Raw genomic sequence first — 15,303 nt, 5'->3', positions numbered from 1 at the left:
ACAGGAGCCGCTAGAGGGCGGCACATGTTGCTCCGTCTCGGTACCCGCGGATCGCCGCTAGCGCTCGTTCAGGCCAATCTCGTGCGCGATGCGCTGCTCGCCGCGCATGGCTGGGCGGCGCACGCCATCGAGATCGTGCCGATCCGCACCACCGGCGACCGCGTGCAGGACCGTCCGCTCGCCGAAATCGGAGGCAAGGCGCTGTGGACCAAGGAACTCGACCGCGCATTGCTGGCGGGCGAGATCGACCTTGCCGTCCATTCGATGAAGGATGTCGAGACAATCCGGCCCGCCACCATCGCCATCGCCGCGATGTTGAGGCGGGAAGACGTGCGAGACCGGCTGATCGGCGCGGTTTCGATCGACGCGCTGCCCATCGGCGCGCGCATCGGCACCAGCTCGCCGCGCCGCGCCGCGCAGATGCGCCGCATCCGCCCCGACCTGTGCATCGTACCGCTGCGTGGCAATGTCGATACGCGCATCGCCAAGGTGGCGGCGGGTGAGGCCGATGCAACGCTGCTGGCCGCTGCAGGACTCGCGCGGCTGGGTCGCCCGGACGTCGGCGCGGCGATCTCGCTCGACACCCTGCTGCCAGCCCCGTCGCAGGGCGCGGTCGGGATCGAGGCACGCGCCGACGACGTCGCCACCCGCATGCTGATCGCCGCCATTGGCGACCGCGAAACCGAGATTTGCGTGCTCGCCGAACGCGCATTGCTCGCCGCGCTGTCGGGCGATTGCCATTCCCCGATCGCGGCGTTGGCGACGATCGAGCATGACGGCATCCGCCTGCGCGCCGAATTGCTGACCGGTGACGGCGACGAGCATGTCACCACCGACCGGTGCGGCCTGAACGGCGATGCGGAAGAGACCGGCGCGATCGCCCGCGACCTGCTCGCCGACGCCTCGCCGCGCCTGCGCGCGCTGTTCGGGCATTGACCCGCCGCATCGCGATCCTGCGGCCCGAACCGGGCAACGCGTCAACGACGCAGCGTGTGCGCGACGCCGGGCTGGAGGCACTGCCGCTGCCCTTGTTCACCATGCGCCCGCTCGACTGGACGCCGCCCGACCCGGCACGCTTCGACGGCCTGCTCCTCACCAGCGCCAACGCACTGCTTCATGGCGGTGCCGGCCTCGCCGCCTTGCGCGCCCTGCCCGTGCTAGCGGTCGGCCCGACCACGGCCGATGCAGCGCGCGCCGCCGGGTTCGACGTGACGCTGACCGGCGACAGCGACGTGGCGACGCTGCTGCGCGAAGCCACCGGAGACACGCGGCTGTTATGGCTGGCGGGCCGGGAGCGCACCGCGTTCGATCATCCCGCACTTGCCGCGACGATCGCGGCCTATGCCAGTGATGCGCAGACGATCACGGCAGCGGACGCGACGTTGCTCCACGACAGTGTGGCACTTGTCCATTCCAGCCGTGCCGCGCGACAGCTCGCCGCCGAGCTCGATCGTCACGCGATCCCGCGCGGCACCGTGCGGATCGCCGCGATCAGCCCGAAAGTCGTCGAAGCCGCCGGCTCTGGCTGGGGCGCGATCGCCGCCGCCGCCACACCCGACGACGACGCGCTGATCGCTGCAGCACACCGCCTTGCGATTGACCCCTGACCGCATCGGGAGAATAAGCGTTTCCATGACCCCCGACACGCCGATCCACGCCCCGCCCCGCAGCAACGCCCTTTCGGTTGCTCTGATCGCCGGTCTGATCGCCTTTCTCATCGGCCTGGCGGTGATGGCCGCTTTGTTCCGCTTCGGCGGATGGTGGACGCCGGACGACGCCACACTGCCAGTCTCGCAACAGGCGCTCCCCGCGCAACAGTCGGCAACGGCGGGCACCGATATCGCCACGCTCAGCGCCCGCGAACAGACGCTGGCCGCACGGCTCGACGCGATCGACGCGCGGATGCGCTCGACCGATGCCGACGCGCGCACTGCCGCCAGTTATGCCGGACGCGCCGAGGCGATGATGCTGGTGTTCGGTGCCCGCCGCGCACTCGAACGCGGCCAGCCGCTGGGATATATCGATAATGAATTGCGTCGCCGGTTCGGCGGAATCGAACCGCAATCGGTCGCCACCGTGGTGCGCGCGGCGGGCGAACCGGTGACGCTGGAGGATTTGCGGCTGGCGTTCGACCAGATCGCGCCGCGCCTGTCGACCGGCGCGCGCGGCGAGGGGTGGTGGGAGGCATTTGAGCGCGAACTCTCCACGCTCGTCATCATCCGCCGCGACAATGCCCCCAGCCCGCATCCGCGCGAACGACTGGCGCGCGCGCGGCAGCTGCTGGCGCAGGCACATGTCGAGGCTGCGCTGGCGGAGGTATCGCGGCTGCCCGGCGCACAGGGCGCGGAAAGCTGGATGGCGGCGGCGGGTCGCTATATCGAAACCCGCCGCGCGCTCGACGCGCTGGAGGCTGCGGCGGTGAAGGGCCAGGTCGCCCCCGCCGCCGGGGCCACGCAACCTCCCGCCGCCCCGCAGCCGACTTCATAAGATCAAGGGAGAGACGTCATGGCCGCGATGGGCCGATTCGACTGGGCGGATCCGTTCGCGCTCGACGCGCAGCTGACCGATGAAGAGCGCATGGTGCGCGACACGGCGCGCGATTATGCGCAGGAACGACTGCTGCCACGTGTGACGCGCGCGTTTCTGGACGAGGATTTCGACCGGAACATCATGTCGGAGATGGGCCAGCTCGGCCTGCTCGGCGCGACGATTCCCGAGGAATATGGCGGGGCGGGCCTGGGCTATGTTTCCTATGGCCTCGTTGCCCGCGAAGTCGAACGCGTCGATTCGGGCTATCGCTCGGCGATGTCGGTGCAGTCGAGCCTCGTGATGTATCCGATCCACGCTTACGGGTCCGAAGAACAGAAGCGCAAGTATCTGCCCAAACTGGCCAGCGGCGAATGGGTCGGCTGTTTCGGGCTGACCGAGCCGGATGCGGGGTCAGACCCCGGCGGCATGCGCACGCGCGCGACCAAGATCGACGGCGGCTATCGCCTGACCGGCTCCAAAATGTGGATCACCAATTCGCCGATCGCCGACGTTTTCGTCGTCTGGGCGAAAAGCGAGGCGCATGGCGGCGGGATCAAGGGGTTCGTGCTTGAGAAGGGCATGGCCGGGCTTTCGGCACCCAAGATCGAAGGCAAACTGAGCCTGCGCGCGTCGATTACCGGCGAAATCGTGATGGACGGGGTCGAAGTCGGCGAAGACGCACTGCTACCCGAGGTTCAAGGGCTGAAAGGGCCGTTCGGCTGCCTCAACCGTGCACGATACGGCATCGCCTGGGGCACGATGGGCGCGGCGGAGGCGTGCATGCATGCCGCCCGCCAGTACACGCTCGACCGCGCGCAATTCGGACGTCCGCTAGCGGCGACGCAGCTGGTGCAGCTGAAGCTTGCCAATATGGAAACCGAGATCGCGCTCGGCCTGCAAGCGGCGTTGCGCTGCGGTCGCATGTTCGACGAGGGCAGCCTTGCACCCGAGGCGATCAGCATCATCAAGCGCAACAATTGCGGCAAGGCGCTGGATATCGCTCGCGTCGCCCGCGATATGCATGGCGGCAACGGCATCTCCGCCGAATTCCATGTGATGCGCCACGCGATCAATCTGGAAACGGTCAATACCTATGAGGGCACACACGATGTCCACGGCCTGATCCTGGGCCGCGCGATCACCGGGATCGCCGCGTTCTGATGGATTTGCAGCCAACGCTGACCGGCGAGCTGCTTGTCCTGCGGCCCACGGCCCCGGAGGACTGGGACGAGCTGTTCGCGGTCGCGTCCGATCCGCTGATCTGGGAAGTCCACCCGGCGAAGGACCGCTGGCAGGAAAGCATATTCCGCGCTTATTTCGACGACGCGCTGGCATCCGGCGGCGGGCTTACCATCATCGACAAGGCGACCGGCGCGGTCATCGGGGCCAGTCGCTACGCCTTTCCCGACGCGGTGCGCGACGAGGTGGAGATCGGCTGGACCTTCCTCGCCCGCCCCTATTGGGGCGGGGTCTATAACCGCGAACTCAAGACGCTGATGCTCGATCATATCCATCGCTTCGTCGGCGGCGCGGTGTTCGTCGTCGGGCAGAACAACCATCGATCGCGCCGGGCGATGGAGAAGATCGGCGGGGTATTGCAGACGGGTCGGGTCGAGCGTGGCAATGGCCAATTGCTTCCCGATCACGTCTATTACGTAATTCGCCGCGCATGAAACCGCTGGCGGGGATTCGGGTCGTCGAACTCGCCCGCATCCTTGCCGGGCCGTGGTGCGGGCAATTGCTCGCCGATCTGGGGGCGGAGGTGGTCAAGGTCGAACGCCCTGGTGCTGGCGACGACACGCGCCACTGGGGACCGCCTTTCCTGCACGATGCCGGCGGCAACAACCGCGACGCAGCCTATTACCACGCCGCCAATCGCGGCAAGACCGCGCGTTTCATCGACATCGCTACCCCTGAAGGACAGGCCGAGGTCCACGCGCTGATCGCCGATGCCGATGTCGTGATCGAGAATTACAAGGTCGGCGGGCTGGTCAAATACGGCCTCGACCCCGCTTCGATCCGCGCATTGTATCCCCGTGCGATCGTGTGTTCGATCACCGGTTTCGGCCAGGCCGGTCCCTATGCGCACCGCGCCGGTTACGACTTCATCATTCAGGGGATGGGCGGGATCATGTCGCTGACCGGCGAGCCCGACGGCGCGCCGCAAAAGGCCGGGATCGCCTATGCCGACATCTTCACCGGCGTCTATTCCGCCGTCGCCATCCTCGCCGCGCTGCGCCAGCGCGATACGACCGGGGTGGGCGCGCATATCGACATGGCGCTGCTCGACACGCAGGTCGCGGTGCTCGCCAATCAGGCGCTCAACTGGATGGCATCGGGCAAGGTGCCGCACCGCATGGGTAACGGCCATGCCAACCTCGCCCCCTATCAGGCGTTCACTGCCAGCGACGGCGACCTCATCATCGCGGTCGGCAATGACGGGCAGTTCAGGAAACTGTGCAACGTGCTGGGCCTGTCCCTCGCCGACGATCCCGACTTTGCCACCAACCCCGCGCGTGTCCGCAACCGCGCGCGGCTGATCGCGCCGATTCAGGCCGCCATCGCGGACTGGACCAAACAGCAATTGTCGGAGGCACTGGAGGCGCAAGGCGTCCCCGCCGGACCGATCAATAATGTCGATGAGGTCTTTGCCGACCCACAAGTGCTGGCGCGCGGCATGGCGATCGTCGCGGGCGGGTTGCCCGGCGTGGCCAGCCCGATTGTGATCGATGGCGAACGGATGGTGTCGGACCTGCCCAGCCCCGCGCGACCGCCGGACGCCTGATCTGACCCCGCTCGACATTGCGGTCGCCGGATGCGGCACGGCTGGGCTGGCGGCGGCATTGCTGCTCCACCGCGACGGGCACCGGGTGACCCTGTTCGAGCGGTTCGAGACGCCGCAACCTTTGGGATCGGGCCTGCTGATCCAGCCGACCGGGCGGGCGGTGCTGCGGACATTGGGACTGGAGACCGCCCTGCTCGAACGTGGCGCGCGCGTCGACCGATTGATTGGGGAGGCGAACGGGCGAACCGTCCTCGACGTGCGCTATGCCGCGCTGAAGGGGGATCGCTTCGGCGTCGGCGTCCATCGCGCGACCTTGTTCGACATTCTCCACGACGCGGTGCGCGGCGATGGGATTGCCGTTGAGACCGGGCGTGCGGTCATCGGCCGCGACGGCCAGCGGCTGAGGTTCGCTACCGGCGCATCGGGCAGGTTCGACCTGATCGTCGATGCGATGGGCAGTCACTCGGCACTGGCCCCGGCATGCGGGAACCCGCTGGCCTATGGCGCGCTGTGGGCCGATCTCGAATGGGCAGGCGATTTCGACCCGCACGCGCTGCAGCAACGCTATCGCCGCGCCAGCGTGATGGCGGGCGTACTGCCGATCGGCACACCTCGCCATGCCACCGCATCTCGCGCCGCACTGTTCTGGTCGCTCCGTGCCGACCGGCTGAACGACTGGCGCGTCGCTGAACTCGATGCGTGGAAGGGCGAAGTGGCGACGCTCTGGCCGGCAACCACGCCGCTGCTCGATCAGATCGCGGACGCTGCCCAGCTCACCTTCGCCCGTTACGCGCACCGCACGCTGCGCACCCCCGTCGAACCCGGCCTGATCCATATCGGCGACGCGTGGCACTCGACCAGCCCGCAATTGGGGCAGGGCGCGAACATGGCGCTGCTGGATGCCTATGCGCTTGCCCTCGGGCTGCGCCGCGCCCGCATGCTGCCCGACGCGCTGGCGGAGGCGGTGCGGCTGCGACGCGACCAGATCATGCTCTATCAGGCGCTGAGCCGGATGCTGACGCCGGTCTATCAATCCGATGGCGCGGCGCTGCCATGGCTGCGCGACCGGGTAATGGGGCCATTGTCGAAGCTGTGGCCCGCCACCACGCTTCAGGCGGCGCTGGTCAGCGGTGCGATCGGCAGTCCGCTTGGGCGGCTGGGGCTATAGTCGGAAAGTCACAAAGGTCACACGGTCTCGGGACGCGCTGTCGCCCGTCGTAACAGCCGGCGCAGACGCCCGGTATTGGCCTCCGTCAGCGCAGCGAACCCCCAGGCGATAGCCACCACGCCCGCCAGGATCGCTGCCGCCATCGCCATCGTCGCCGAATCAGGTGCCCGCCGTGCGCCACCGACGATAATCCCTGCGACCAGCGCCATCAGCGGAAAATGGATCGCATAAAGCGAGAAACTCGCCCGCGCCCCGAACAGCGCAAGCGGCGCGAACGCCGCGTTCCGTCGCGGCGCGCTGCGCAACAGGGTGAACAGGAACAGCGCGAACGCCGCCGCCTCGATCGGGTCTTCCAGCCCGAAATCGCCGGTCCGCCCCCATGCCAGCACGATTCCGCACAGTATCGCAGCCATGATGACCGCGCGGCGCGAGCACTGCCATTCACGCTGTCGCGCGCGCTGCTCAGCGAAATGCAGCAACGCGCCGCACGACCAGCTGACGAAGCCGAACGCCAGTTCCGGATTGACGACACCGACCAGCAGCACGACCAGCGCCAGTGAAAACCGCCGATAGGTCAGGCTGAGCCACAGCGCGGGAAACCACAAATAATACCAGAACTCGAACGCCACGCTCCACAATGGCCCGTTGGTGCCATAGGGGGCGACGACGATATCCTGCAGGAATAGCAAATTGCCCAGCAGCACACCCGGCCCCAGATCGTGCGCTACGTCCTTGGCCAGCACCCAGGTGTCGGTCTGTCCCAGATGCGTCGGCAGGCGCAGGACGTGCAGGCCGATCGCATCCAGCACGCCGCCCAGGATCAGCGCCGGGATCAGCACGATCACCAGCCGCGCGCCCCGGTCGCCCAGATAATCGCGCCACGACCAGCCACGTTCGACCCGCGCGGTCACACTGCGCGCGATCCAGTATCCGCTGAGCACGAAGAACATGACCACCGCCGAATGCGCGAAGCCCGCCGCATAATAGCAAAGCTGCACGATCAGCGACCCGGTCGGCCGGTAATCCTCGACCAGCAGCCCCCATAAATGCCCGAACGCCACCGTCACCGCGAGCAGGGTGCGCATCGCATCCATGTAGAGCCATGCCGGTTCGCCGGCCGATTCCTCCGCCGTCGCCGTCATCCGGCGGTGCGTTCGATCAGCGCCTGCGCCCCGGCCGGGGCGCGCACCTTACCGCCATGGATGAAGAAGACGAAGCTGTCGCGCGGCTGTTTTGGCAGCGCGACATCCTCGACATAGGGTAGCCCGTCGGGCCGTCCGCCCGCCGCCCATGTTCGCGTCGCATCCGCCCAACGGTCGATCTCGTCCGCCGGGTAGCAAAGCGGATTGTCGTCCTCGCCGCGTTCCAGCCGGGCATAGATGAAGTCGCCGGTGATATCGGCAATTGCCGGGTATTGGGGCGAATCGGCGAACACGATCGCCGCACCGGCATTGCGGCACATCGCCACGAATTCGGGTACGGCAAAGCTCTCATGCCGCACCTGGATGGCGTGGCGCAGTTTCACGCCGTCATGCGACGCAGGCAGCAACTTCAGGAATGCGCCGAAATCCTGCGGCTCGAATTTCTTGGTCGCCATGAACTGCCACAGGATCGGGCCGAGCTTGTCGCCCAGCTCGATTATGCCCTGCCCCACGAATTTCGCCACCGATTCGCCCGCCTCCGCCAGGACCTTGCGGTTGGTACAAAAGCGTGAGGCCTTGACCGTGAACACGAAGTCGTCGGGCACCGCCGCCGCCCAGCCGGCAAAGGTCGCGGGCTTGAACCCGGAGTAATAGGTGCCGTTGACCTCGATCGCGGTCAGCTGGCGGCTGGCATATTCCAGCTCTTTCTTCTGGGTCAGACCTTCCGGATAGAAAGTCCCGCGCCATGGCTCGAAGGTCCAGCCGCCAATGCCGATTCGAATGTCGCCGCGTTCCATGCTTCCCGGTCTAGCCGAGCGGGATGAAGATAATCATCACGAAATGCGCGTCCAAATCTGTTGCTTGCAGATGGGGCCGCCCAGCACACAGCCCTTGCCGACCAGCGAATCGCCCTGAACCTTCATCTGGCCGGAAAAGGTGAGGTTCATGTCAGGCATGAATACGCTGCTCTTACACTCGCCCGTCGAGTGGTCGCTTTCTGACGAGGTGCGCGCCGCGGCAAAGCCGCGTCGTCGGTCGCAGCGCCGCTGCGCCGGCCGCGCTTTCCGCAATTTCGTGAACTAGCGCCGCTAATTCACGCCGGAAAGCTGGAGCGGGCGAAGGGATTCGAACCCTCGACCCCAACCTTGGCAAGGTTGTGCTCTACCCCTGAGCTACGCCCGCTCTGGCGTCATGTCGCCCGCTCGGAAAAGCCGAGGGGGCGGGGCAAGGTGGCGGCCTCTAGCAGTGGGGTTCGGGGTCTGCAAGCCCGAAGATGGACCGCCGAAAATGGGACCGCCAAGGGGCTTGGCCCGCGCCGCGCCAGCGCCCACATAGGGCGTCAGTTTGAACCAACAGGGATTCGCCGTGGCCACGCTTGGACTTTCCGCCGCCGACAAGGACGCCGTCGAGGCGTTCAAGCGCGATATCGTCGAGCCGTCGATGACCAAATTGGTCATCCTCGATTTCTGGGCCGAATGGTGCGGGCCGTGTAAGGCGCTGGGTCCGGTGCTGGAGAAAGTCGCCGCCGAATATGCCGACAAGGGCGTGATCCTCGCCAAGATCGACGTCGACGCCAATCAGTTCATCGCCGCGCAATTCCAGGTGCGATCGATCCCGACCGTCTATGCGATGTTTCAGGGACAGCTGGTCACCGATCTGACCAATGCCCGCACCGAATCGCAGCTGCGCACCGCGCTCGACCAGATTCTGAAGCAAATCCCGATCGAGAGCGAAGCGGCCGCGCAGGAGGCGGAGATCGAGCCACTGCTGGCGATGGCGGACGAGGTGCTGGCGGCGGGCGAGCATGAGCGTGCGCTGTCGGTCTATGACCAGATCGCCGAGATGGTGCCGGGTCATCCGTTGGTGACTGCGGGTCGCGTGCGTGCGCTGACCGCGCTGGGCCGCCATGACGAGGCTGAGGCGGCGCTGGCCGACCTGCCCGAGGAAGCGACCAGGTTGCCCGAGATCGAGCGTGCCCGCGCCGCGCTGACGCTGGCGAAAGACGCGCCTGCCGACGGCCAACTCGCCGAAATCCGCGCCCGCGCTGCCGCAAATCCCGACGACATGGATGCGCGCTACGAGCTGGCCGGTGCGCAGATGGCCGCGAACGACCGCGAGGGTGCCGCTGAAACGCTGCTCAAAATGATTGCCGAGGACCGCGACTGGAACGAGAGCGCCGCCCGCGCGCGACTGCTCACCTTGTTCGAGGCGGTCGGGCTGGAGGATCCGTGGGTGTCGGCGCAACGCCGCAAGCTCTCCGCCATCCTGTTCGGATGACGACACGGCTGTCGATCTTTCCGCTACCGGGCGCGTTGCTGTTTCCCCGGATGCAGCTGCCGCTCCATATTTTCGAGCCGCGCTATCGTGCGATGGTGACCGACTCGCTGGCGCGTGACCGGCGCATCGGCATGATCCAGCCGAAAGCATCGGGCGACAAACCGCCGCTGTTCGAGATCGGCTGTGTCGGCCGTATCGCCGAGGTCGAGGCGCTCGACGGCGGGCGGTTCGACATCGTGCTGGAGGGGCTGTCGCGTTTTCGCGTCGTGCGCGAACTCGATGTCACGACCCTGTTCCGCCAGATCGAGGCGGAACTGATCGCCGACAGCGACGATGAAGTCCTGTCGCTGGGGGCACGCGCCTCGCTTGAAATGGAATCGCGCCGCTTTGCGGATGCGCAGGGCTATGCAGTGGACTGGGAAGCCGTTTCGCGCCTCGACGATGCCAGCCTGGTCAACGGCATCGCTCAGATCGCCCCGTTCGACCCCGCCGCGAAACAGGCGCTGCTGGAGGCGGATTCGCTAAGCGACCGGGCGGACCTCACCGTACAGCTGATGCAGTTTTTCGGGCGGCATGGCGATGCCGATGAAGGGACGTTGCAATAGGCGTTACGCCAGTTCCCCGTGCAACAGCTTCGGTGTCGCCCCGCTTTCCCCGCGCGCCTCGGCCATGAACCGGTTCTTGAGCGCAGGCATCTTGTCCACCGCCGACAGGCCGAACCGACGTGCGGCATGCGCGGCCTTGCCGGGAATGCCGAACAGATGCGTCAGGCCATCGGTCGCCACGCTGACCATGAAGGTGTCGAGGCTCCGCCAGCGTTCATAGCGTTTGAGCAACGCAGGGTCGCCCATGTCGAGACCGAGACGCTTGCCCTCCACCAACACCTCGACCAAAGCCGCGACGTCGCGGAAGCCGACATTGACGCCCTGTCCGGCAATCGGGTGGATGCCGTGGGCGGCGTCGCCGACCAGTGCGAGCCGGTCGGCGGTGATCGTCGCGGCGTGATGAAACCCCAGCGGATAGCTGAAGCGCGGCCCCAACGGGCCGAGCTTGCCCAGGAATCCGCCCATCTTCTTGTCCGCCTCGGCCAAAAAGCCGCGTTCGGACAGCTTCATCATCCCCGCCTCTTCGTTGCGCCGAACGGACCAGACGATCGCCGAGCGGTGCCCCAGTTCGTCATCGATCAGCGGCAGGATGGCGAACGGCCCCTGCGGATAGAAAATCTCGAACGCGGTGTTCTCATGGGCATGTTCGTGGTGGAGTGAGGTGACGATCGCCGAATGATCGTAGCTCCAGCGCGCGACGTTGAGGTGCGCGGTGTCACGGGTCGGCGAATTGCGGCCCTCCGCCCCGATAAGCAGTTGCGCCCGCACCGTTTCGCCACTGTCGAGCGTCGCGGTCACGCCATGTTCGCCGCGCCCGACCGACATGGCGCGCGTCTGCATCCGCACATCGGCCAGCGGTGCAGCCTGCGCCGCCGCCATCAATGCGGCGCGGAGGTGGCGGTTCTCAACCATCGTGCCGAGCGCGCCTTCGCCATCCTGCGGCACGAAATCCAGCTTGCCGGGCTCGAGGCCATCGCTGACACGGATACTCTCGATCGAGCAACCCTTGCCCGCCAGTCGATCCGCGACGCCGATCGCCTCCAGCATGCGCATCGGGGCAGCAGCGATGGCAGAGGCACGCCCGTCATGACTCGCCGCCAGAATCGCGGCGGGATCAGCGGGGTCGATCACGATCGAAGAGATGCCGTGCTTGTCAAGCGCGACGGAAAGCGCGCTGCCCACCAGTCCGCCACCAAGGATAAGGAGGTCCGCTTTACTCATGCCATCCCGTTATCCCACCCCTCGTCTTGACGCCAGACTCCGCAGGGAGGATGATTGGAACGATTTACGAACATTGGGGCGGGGACATGGCGAGCCGGGTGCAGCCGATGCTGTGGCGTGACACGATGAAGGCAGGGGCGAAGCGGAGCGGGGCGCTGATCGGGGCGATCGCACTGTTCCTCGTGACGCTGGCGTCGGTGCTGGCGGTGGGGACGTACAGCGGGGGCGATCCGTCGTTCAATACGGCCGCGGGCGGACCGGCGCAGAATCTGCTGGGGATTCCGGGTGCTTATCTCAGCGACCTGTTGCTGGCGCTCGGCGGGCTGCCGGTTGTGCTGCTGGCACCGGTCGGGCTGATCGTCGCGTTGCGGCTGTGGCGGGGCGAAGCCGTCGGCGCATGGGGACGGATGCTTGGCGGTGCTGTCGCGGGCGTGGTGCTGATGGGCGTGGCGCTGGCGTTCGTGTCGAGCCGGTCGGTGCCGGAACTGCCCGGCGGCTGGGGCGGCATCGCCGGCCTTGGCATCGCAAATCTGTTTCGCTGGGGCCTCAACTTCGTGGGCGACCCCGCCGTGACCCTGTGGGGCGGACGGGCGCTGGGCGTCGTCGCGGGGCTGTCGGGCGTGGTGATCTGGGCGCGCAGCGTACAGCTCGACGTGCGCCAGCATATCCGGCTGCCGCGCCGCGATCGCACCGAGGCCGAAGCGCAATATGACGATGCGGACGGCGCCGATTTCGTCCCCGCCGCGCCGAAACCGCGCAAGGTGGCACTGCCCGAAACGCGGCCCGGCCCGGTTATTGCGGATCGCATGCCCGCACCCTCGCCGCCCAAGGCAAAGCCGGTGCAGGCGAGTCTCGATTTCAAGGGCAACTACCAGCTGCCGTCGCACGAGTTGCTCAAGCCCGCGCCGAAAAGCGGTAGCACTGCGATCGACAAGGCGGCGCTGGAACGCAACGCGCGGCTGCTGGAGAGCGTGCTCGACGATTTCCATGTGAAGGGACAGATCGTCGAGGTCCGCCCCGGCCCCGTCGTCACCATGTACGAACTCGAACCCGCATCGGGCATCAAGGCCAGCCGTGTCGTGCAGCTGGCCGACGATATCGCACGCAACATGTCGGCCATCTCTGCCCGCGTCGCTACCATTCCCGGACGCAGCGTTATCGGCATCGAACTGCCCAATGCGAAGCGCGAGCCGGTGTCCTTGCGCGAACTGATTTCCAGTGAAACCTATGAGGATATGGGTGCGTCGCTGCCGATCGTGCTGGGCAAGAATATCGCCGGCGATCCGGTCATCGCCGATCTGGCGCCGATGCCGCATCTGCTGGTTGCGGGCACGACCGGTTCGGGCAAGTCGGTCGGCCTCAACTGCATGATCCTGTCTTTGCTCTACCGGCTGACCCCGGATCAGTGCCGCATGATCATGATCGATCCCAAGATGCTGGAACTCAGCATGTACAAGGGTATCCCGCATCTGCTGGCGGACGTGGTCACCGATCCGCCAAAGGCGGTGCGCGCACTGAAATGGGCGGTCGAGCAGATGGAGGAACGCTATCGCATGATGGCGTCGGTCAATGTCCGCTCGCTCAGCAGCTTCAACGACAAGGTGCGGCAGGCGCTGGCCAAGGGGCAGAAGCTCGGGCGCAAGGTGCAGACCGGTTACGACCCCGAAACGCGCCAGCCAATCTATGAGGAAGAGACGCTCGAGCTGGCGCCGCTGCCGCAGATCGTGATCATCGTCGACGAGCTCGCCGATCTGATGATGACAGCGGGCAAGGAAGTCGAATTCCTGATCCAGCGACTGGCGCAAAAAGCGCGCGCGGCGGGCATTCACCTGATCATGGCGACTCAGCGCCCGTCGGTCGACGTCATCACCGGCGTCATCAAGGCGAATTTGCCGACGCGCATCAGCTTTCACGTCACGTCGAAGATCGATTCGCGCACGATTTTGGGCGAGCAGGGGGCCGAACAGCTGCTGGGCAAGGGCGACATGTTGTATATGCCCGGCGGCAAGCAGATCGCGCGCGTCCACGGCCCGTTCGTCAGCGACGAGGAGGTGATGGCGGTTGCCGATCACTGGCGCTCGCAAGGCGCGCCTGATTACATCACCGCCGTCACCGAAGAGCCGGAGGGCGAGGAATTCGCCCTCGACGGCGCGCCGACGGGTGAGGATTCGCCGGAGGAGCAACTGTATCGCCGCGCGGCGCAGCTGGTAGCGGAAAGCCAGAAGGCGTCGACGTCATGGCTCCAGCGCCAGCTGCGGGTCGGCTATAACAGCGCCGCGCGCTTGATCGAGCGGATGGAAAAAGATGGGCTGGTGTCCCGCCCAGACCATGTCGGACGGCGCGAAGTGTTGATGGATCAGGATGGACGACCGCTTTGACTCGACGCGACCTGCCCTAGGCAAGGGCTAGGAGGGGTCAGGCTTTAGCGCAGGTGGAGCCGAGAAGGGGGATTGGCGAGCACCGGAGCGCAGCGTGCTTATGGCACGTGAGCACCGGGGCACAGCCGATCGCGCTTCGCAGGCCCGCATGCGCTGAAGCCTGACCCCTCCTAGGCGTCGATTTCGATCAGCTTGATAAGCCAGTCGTGAAACATTTTCACCGGGCGCTGCTCCAGCGCGCGGGGGCGGCAGACGAACCAATAGCTGTACGGGCTTTTCACCGTCGCCTCGCCGAACAGCGTCCCGATTCGCGGGTCGCGCGGGTCGATATTGTGCGAGTCGAGCATGAAGGCGACACCGACACCCTGTGCCGCCGCCTCCAGCATCAGCGTACCCGAATCGAACAGGTCGATCGCCACCGGCTCCAGATCCGGCATGCCCAGCGACGCGCGCCAGATCTCGAAACTGTCGGCCATGTCGCGGTGTGCGAGCACGCTGTAGCCCGCCAGCTGCGCCGGCTCGGTAATCGCGTCCGGCCCCTCGACCAGCCGCCGTGCCGCCACCGGGCGGATGCGGTTGCGGTCGAGTCGCCGCGCATAGAGCGTCGGTTCGATATCGCGCGCCAGCACGATCGCCGCGTCCAGCCCGTCGCCCAGCCGCGACATGCCATGTCCGCCGGTATCGATATCCAGATGGAGCTGCGGATGCGCCGCGCGCAATTCGTGCAGGAATGGAAGCAACCGCTGCGTTGCGAACAATGACGGCGTGCCGAGCCGCAGCCGCAGCAGTTCCGCGCCGCTGGTCATGCTCTCGATCGCGTCGCTCATCGTGTCTAGCGCAGGCGCGATCAGGCCGAGCAGCCGCTCGCCATCGGCATTGAGCTTCATTGCCTGATGCCGCCGCTCGAACAATTGTTTGCCGATGAACCGTTCCAGCGCCTGAACCCGGCGACTGAGCGCGGGTGACGACAATGCCAGTTCCTCCGACGCGGCCTTGACCGACCCCAGCCTTGCAACTTGGACGAACGCTTCGATGGCGGTGAGGGGTGGCAACCTTCGCATATCAAATTGTGTGGTGCAGCGTTTCCATTTGCAACCGATTATCGCCATTCGATGACAACCGTGTCATTGGCTGTAAACCGCGATTGTTACAGATTGCAGAATTTGCAATCGCGTTAGTTCTTTTCGCACTTGCAACA

Annotated in this window: 15 protein-coding genes and 1 tRNA gene; 10 read left to right on the top strand and 6 right to left on the bottom strand. The window is 66.4% G+C overall.

Translation table 11 applies throughout. From position 1 onward, the window contains the following. The first annotated feature begins 24 nt into the window (after positions 1 to 24). The 7 genes from hemC to U1702_RS13500 are packed head-to-tail and all read left to right on the top strand — an operon-like array spanning position 25 to position 6,482. Complete coding sequence (gene hemC, locus U1702_RS13530; protein WP_332725496.1) at positions 25 to 936, top strand: hydroxymethylbilane synthase; 912 nt, start codon at positions 25 to 27, stop codon at positions 934 to 936. Then, complete coding sequence (locus tag U1702_RS13525; RefSeq protein ID WP_332725494.1) at positions 933 to 1,607, top strand: uroporphyrinogen-III synthase; 675 nt, start codon at positions 933 to 935, stop codon at positions 1,605 to 1,607. The genes hemC and U1702_RS13525 overlap by 4 nt, the downstream gene beginning before the upstream one ends. 25 nt (positions 1,608 to 1,632) lie before the next feature. Further along, positions 1,633 to 2,487 carry a hypothetical protein gene (locus tag U1702_RS13520; protein ID WP_332725492.1) on the top strand — a complete coding sequence of 285 codons (855 nt, stop codon included), beginning with the start codon at positions 1,633 to 1,635 and terminating at the stop codon, positions 2,485 to 2,487. Between the two features lie 18 nt (positions 2,488 to 2,505). Further along, positions 2,506 to 3,690, top strand: a complete 1,185-nt coding sequence (locus U1702_RS13515; protein ID WP_332725490.1) for an acyl-CoA dehydrogenase — start codon at positions 2,506 to 2,508, stop codon at positions 3,688 to 3,690. Continuing rightward, positions 3,690 to 4,202: a GNAT family N-acetyltransferase gene (locus U1702_RS13510; protein ID WP_332725488.1), complete on the top strand. Its 513-nt coding sequence runs from the start codon at positions 3,690 to 3,692 to the stop codon at positions 4,200 to 4,202. Before U1702_RS13515 ends, U1702_RS13510 begins: the two co-directional genes overlap by 1 nt. Beyond that, positions 4,199 to 5,314 (top strand): CaiB/BaiF CoA transferase family protein, encoded by a 1,116-nt coding sequence (locus U1702_RS13505; protein WP_332725486.1) that lies wholly within the window; start codon positions 4,199 to 4,201, stop codon positions 5,312 to 5,314. The genes U1702_RS13510 and U1702_RS13505 overlap by 4 nt, the downstream gene beginning before the upstream one ends. Further along, on the top strand, positions 5,259 to 6,482 hold the full coding sequence (locus U1702_RS13500; protein WP_332725483.1) for an FAD-dependent oxidoreductase: 1,224 nt from the start codon (positions 5,259 to 5,261) through the stop codon (positions 6,480 to 6,482). The genes U1702_RS13505 and U1702_RS13500 overlap by 56 nt, the downstream gene beginning before the upstream one ends. A 17-nt stretch (positions 6,483 to 6,499) precedes the next feature. On the opposite strand, the gene U1702_RS13495 is transcribed toward U1702_RS13500, so the two are convergent. From U1702_RS13495 to U1702_RS13480, 4 genes are all read right to left on the bottom strand, one after another. Continuing rightward, the gene (locus tag U1702_RS13495) at positions 6,500 to 7,624 is read right to left on the bottom strand and encodes an acyltransferase family protein (RefSeq protein WP_332725481.1); all 1,125 of its coding nucleotides are present in this window, start codon (positions 7,622 to 7,624) and stop codon (positions 6,500 to 6,502) included. After that, positions 7,621 to 8,421, bottom strand: coding sequence for a DUF72 domain-containing protein (locus U1702_RS13490; RefSeq protein WP_332725479.1), 801 nt, complete (start codon positions 8,419 to 8,421; stop codon positions 7,621 to 7,623). Before U1702_RS13490 ends, U1702_RS13495 begins: the two co-directional genes overlap by 4 nt. 36 nt (positions 8,422 to 8,457) lie before the next feature. Continuing rightward, complete coding sequence (locus U1702_RS13485; protein WP_332725477.1) at positions 8,458 to 8,580, bottom strand: DUF2147 domain-containing protein; 123 nt, start codon at positions 8,578 to 8,580, stop codon at positions 8,458 to 8,460. A 151-nt stretch (positions 8,581 to 8,731) separates the two neighbouring features. Beyond that, a tRNA-Gly gene (locus U1702_RS13480) sits at positions 8,732 to 8,806 on the bottom strand. Positions 8,807 to 8,989: 183 nt separating this feature from the next. Here U1702_RS13480 and U1702_RS13475 point away from each other — a divergent pair. Beyond that, positions 8,990 to 9,901: a tetratricopeptide repeat protein gene (locus U1702_RS13475; RefSeq protein WP_332725475.1), complete on the top strand. Its 912-nt coding sequence runs from the start codon at positions 8,990 to 8,992 to the stop codon at positions 9,899 to 9,901. Beyond that, entirely contained in the window at positions 9,898 to 10,506 is a 609-nt protein-coding gene (locus U1702_RS13470; RefSeq protein WP_332725473.1) for an LON peptidase substrate-binding domain-containing protein, read from the top strand. The genes U1702_RS13475 and U1702_RS13470 overlap by 4 nt, the downstream gene beginning before the upstream one ends. A gap of 3 nt (positions 10,507 to 10,509) precedes the next feature. Here the strand turns inward: U1702_RS13470 and U1702_RS13465 are convergent, their stop codons facing one another. Continuing rightward, positions 10,510 to 11,727, bottom strand: a complete 1,218-nt coding sequence (locus U1702_RS13465) for an FAD-dependent monooxygenase (RefSeq protein WP_332725471.1) — start codon at positions 11,725 to 11,727, stop codon at positions 10,510 to 10,512. An 86-nt stretch (positions 11,728 to 11,813) separates the two neighbouring features. Here U1702_RS13465 and U1702_RS13460 point away from each other — a divergent pair, with 86 nt between their 5' ends. Then, a complete protein-coding gene (locus U1702_RS13460; RefSeq protein ID WP_332726391.1) occupies positions 11,814 to 14,105 on the top strand; it encodes an FtsK/SpoIIIE family DNA translocase in 2,292 nt (763 codons plus the stop codon). A 170-nt stretch (positions 14,106 to 14,275) separates the two neighbouring features. Here U1702_RS13460 and U1702_RS13455 read toward each other — a convergent pair whose 3' ends face one another. After that, positions 14,276 to 15,166: a LysR substrate-binding domain-containing protein gene (locus U1702_RS13455; RefSeq protein ID WP_332725469.1), complete on the bottom strand. Its 891-nt coding sequence runs from the start codon at positions 15,164 to 15,166 to the stop codon at positions 14,276 to 14,278. Positions 15,167 to 15,303 lie beyond the last annotated feature (137 nt).

The sequence above is a fragment of the Sphingomonas sp. LT1P40 genome, assembly GCF_036663835.1.
In the GTDB taxonomy this organism is placed as follows: Bacteria; Pseudomonadota; Alphaproteobacteria; order Sphingomonadales; family Sphingomonadaceae; genus Sphingomonas.
This window is presented reverse-complemented; position numbering and strand designations above follow the sequence as displayed.